Consider the following 4,148-nt stretch of genomic DNA (forward strand, 5'->3'; position numbering starts at 1 on the left):
GTTACTTAGTCATTGTCGAGAACAATAAATTATTATTTTACAAACTATCTTCTCGCAAGAAAAATCATAATTTATCAATTTCACTCCAACATTTAAAACAGAATCTATCTTTTGCACAAAATACATATTGTTAAATTTTACGCTAAAACTACTATAAGGAGGTTTTTATATGTGTACTGCCGCAACATACAAAACCAAAGATTTTTATTTTGGACGAACTCTTGACTACGAATTTTCATATGGTGATGAAATCGCAATCACACCTCGCAATTATCCCCTTAACTTTCGCCACACCACTGCCTGCAATTCTCACTATGCTATAATCGGAATGGCTCATATTGCCGGTGAGTATCCGCTTTACTATGACGCAATAAACGAAAATGGTCTTGGTATGGCAGGTCTTAATTTTGTGGGAAACGCCGTATACGCTGAGCCTGTTTTTGGCAAAGAAAATGTGGCTCAGTACGAATTTATCCCATATATTCTTAGCAAATGTGCCAATGTAAACGATGCCAAAAGCTTGCTTGCAAACCTCAATCTCACAGGTACGCCGTTTAACGAAAAGCTTCCTACCGCCCAACTGCATTGGATAATTGCAGATGAAACTCAGGCTATAACTGTTGAATCAATGGCAGATGGACTGCATATTTATGATAATCCGGTGGGTGTGCTTACAAATAATCCGCCGTTTGAAACGCAGATGTTTATACTCAACAATTATATGTCACTCTCTCCAAAACAACCGCAAAACAGCTTTGCAAAAGGACTTAATCTTAACTCCTACAGCCGAGGAATGGGTGCCTTAGGGTTGCCCGGCGACCTCTCCTCTGCCTCTCGATTTGCAAGGGTTGCATTTACAAAGATGAACAGCATTTCTGCCGATACCGAGAACGCAAGCGTGAGCCAGTTTTTCCATATTCTCGGCTCAGTAGATCAGCAGCGAGGCTGTTGTGAGGTTACAGAAGGAAAGTACGAAATTACAATTTACACCTCCTGCTGCAACGCAACAAAGGGAATTTACTACTACAACACTTATGAAAACCATCAAATCTCTGCGGTTGATATGAACAAAGAAAATCTTGACAGCACCGAGCTTATACGCTATCCTGTAATCACAGAACAACACATTAATTTTCAAAACTAAGTTCTTTTTCAATATTGGGGGAATTATTGTTTAGCGGAAAGCTTTGGATAATTAACAAAAAATTTAGGTCGAGCCTTTTTAAAGGCTCGTGGGTTTGGGCAAAGCCCAAGAAAGCTGTTTTCATTGCAAATTTTCAGACACAAACAGGCAACAGCCTTTTAATAAGAAATAATTTATAAATAGAAAAAAGAATAACTTTTCTATTTTGTGTTGCTATCGCAACTATAAGGCTTTCGCTATTTTGTTCAAGCCGCCAAACAGCAAGCTGTTTGGCTATTCAGAATTTTGCATAAACTTAAAGTATTTGTGGGCTTTGCCCACACCCACAACCTTTGAAAAAGGTTGACCAAATTTTTATTTTCGAGTATAAAGCTTGCGATAGTTCAAACGAAATTTCCCGACCTTTGCTAAACTATAATTTATCAACATTACCCCAACATTAAAAACAGAACCCAAAACAAAAGCAACAGACCGGCACAAATGCACCGGTCTGTTTTTTTATTCTGCGTTTTTGAGTGCCTCTTCCATCGGTATTTTCTTGATTTTTAAGAATTGCAAAGCACCCACAACTGCGTATGCCACAATACCAAAGAAGAGCATTTTTACATAAACCATAGGTTCAATGTAGAATGTAAGCCAACCCGAGAAGCTGCTTATCAGTACTCCATATATCCACTTCATTAAAAGGTAGCAAACAGGCAGACTGATTATTACCGACAAAATTGCTACGATTGCCGTTGAGAGAATATACAGGCGTGTGATTTCGCCGTTTTGGTAGCCGAGAATTTTGACTATTGAAACCGAATTTGCGTTCTTTTCAATTATGATTTTAGAAAGCAAATATACAAGCATCATATAGAGCAATACCGAGAATGCAGTAACCAACGGGAACATTCCGCCCATTGAGTCTGTCATCTGATCGGAAATTACTGTCAAATCCTTTTGAGTAATTTCACTTGCTATGTAATCATCTTCAATATCTGTTATTTCTTTATCAGAAAAATATCCGCTGAAATAATTGTCAGGCTTGTCAAACTCGTTTCTAAAATTTTCAATATCCATAAACACAGCCAAAGATGCGGGATATTTATAAGTTCCGCTTATTGTAAAGCGATAGGTATTGTCATCATACTTAGTCTTGAGATTGAGATTATCGCCGACCTTTAAGCCGAATTTTTCCAAAACTCCCTCTGAAACATAAATCGAGTTTCTGTCAACAAAGCCTGCATCTACATATTTTGAGTCCTTATCAACGCCGAATACTGTGATTTCATCTGCGGTGTCAGAATTTTCAAAATCAGTTTCAAGAGTTGTAACAGCGTATTTTTCCGCACCCTCAGTCTTAGTTTCGGCAGGTACTTTCAAAATATACTGATAATCGCAAATCATATTGTCAATTACCTCTGCCTTAAAATTATCAAGTAACGGAGGCAGCATAAGACTGAACATCAAAATTAAATTTGAAAACAATATTCCCACAAAAAGTACAATATAGCTTGATTTATTCTGGAAAATAACACGCAGTCTGAACCTTGTCATAAAACTGAAATCGGGCAGCTTTGCAACCTTTTTCTTTTCTTTTTTAGAAAGGTCACGGCGTAAAAATTTAAGCGGTGAAAGCGAAAGCTTTTTGCTGAGAATGAAAATATTTACAACCACCATAATTATGCAAGGCACAACGGTTGTAATAACAAACGCATATCCGTTCCACAATGTAACATATGGACCAAGGCTATAGCTTCCGTAGTAAATTTCTGCGATTACATCTTTAAATACAGTGTAACCGAGAATATTGCCAAGCACAGCACCAATAAGTGTAACCACTACCGGCAAAAGCAGATAATGTCTTAAAAGCTCACCCCTTGTATAGCCTGAGGCTCTGAGAGTGCCGATAACCGCCGACTCTTTTTCAATAGTATTTGAAGTTGTAACAGCAAACACAAATGCCATAATAGCAATGACAATATACAAAAGTGTAATCATCATTGAGGTATCCGAACCAATATCATCACCCGAAAAATGAATTGCCTGATTATCAGGCTCAGCTACAAAATTATTCATAACTGCATTTTTAGCAATCAATTCTTTTATATCATTGCATTTATCGTGCTTTTCCTGTTCTGAAAGCGATGTATCGTTAAAGATAAATGAATAGCAGTAATTCAAATGCTTATCAGAAATTTCTTTAAAAGCATTATCGGTTACAGTTGCAACTGTAAAATTCTGAGCGTCAAACATCATATCGGCATTATTTTTAAACAATGCCGTATAATCTGAAAAAGCAACATATCCGCTGACATTGTAGTCCTTGCCGTCAAAAGTTACCTTGTCGCCGATTTCAATGCTGTTGTTTTCGCTGAAAAGTCTGTCGAGTACGATTTCGTTATCGTTTTTTGGAAATTCGCCGTCAAACAGTTCGATTTTATCAACATCACTTCGGTTTTTATAAATTCTATAGGTTGCGTCCTTGCAGGTTTCTTCCTTATAGAAATTCTCGTAAAGCTTTAAATCCTCATCTTCAAGCTTTTTGCTGAGGTCATCGGTAATCTTTGAATCAAGCACAAAGTAGCCGTCCTCAATATTATTTTTATCAAAGCTTTCATCAAAGGCAGTTTTCATACTTGTGCCTGCAACAAGAAAGCCCGACACAAGACCGATTGTTGCCACTAAAAATACAAAAATTACAATGTATTTGCCAATATCACTTTTAAGCTCTCGCGGCAGTCGCTTATTAAGCGGATTTTTCATAAATTCATCTCCTATTGACTTATTATAGCTGCTCTTACCAGTCAAGCTCTTCTGCGTTTACTTTTTCCTCGTTTTCGTATTCCTTACGAATATTGCCGTCCCTAAGCTTTATAACCTTATCCGCCATAAGCTTGATAGCGTCATTATGAGTAACAATAATTACTGTGTTGCCATACTTCTGATTAATAGTTTCAATCAGCTTTAAAATATCCTTTGAAGTTTTATAATCCAACGCACCTGTAGGCTCATCACAAAG

2 protein-coding genes and 1 pseudogene are annotated in these 4,148 nt (G+C 37.2%); 1 reads left to right on the forward strand and 2 read right to left on the reverse strand.

The window, feature by feature from the left end:
* Window positions 1-169 precede the first annotated feature (169 nt).
* Window positions 170-1,144, forward strand: coding sequence for a choloylglycine hydrolase (gene bsh / locus ACJMMI_RS06415; RefSeq protein WP_405354379.1), 975 nt, complete (start codon window positions 170-172; stop codon window positions 1,142-1,144).
* A 498-nt stretch (window positions 1,145-1,642) separates the two neighbouring features.
* On the opposite strand, the gene ACJMMI_RS06420 is transcribed toward bsh, so the two are convergent.
* Window positions 1,643-3,892 carry an ABC transporter permease gene (locus tag ACJMMI_RS06420; protein ID WP_405354380.1) on the reverse strand — a complete coding sequence of 750 codons (2,250 nt, stop codon included), beginning with the start codon at window positions 3,890-3,892 and terminating at the stop codon, window positions 1,643-1,645.
* Window positions 3,893-3,926: 34 nt separating this feature from the next.
* A pseudogene (locus tag ACJMMI_RS06425) lies at window positions 3,927-4,148 on the reverse strand (ABC transporter ATP-binding protein); the annotation flags it as partial.

Source organism: Ruminococcus sp. (assembly GCF_045129435.1).
Classification (GTDB): Bacteria; Bacillota; Clostridia; order Oscillospirales; family Acutalibacteraceae; genus Ruminococcoides.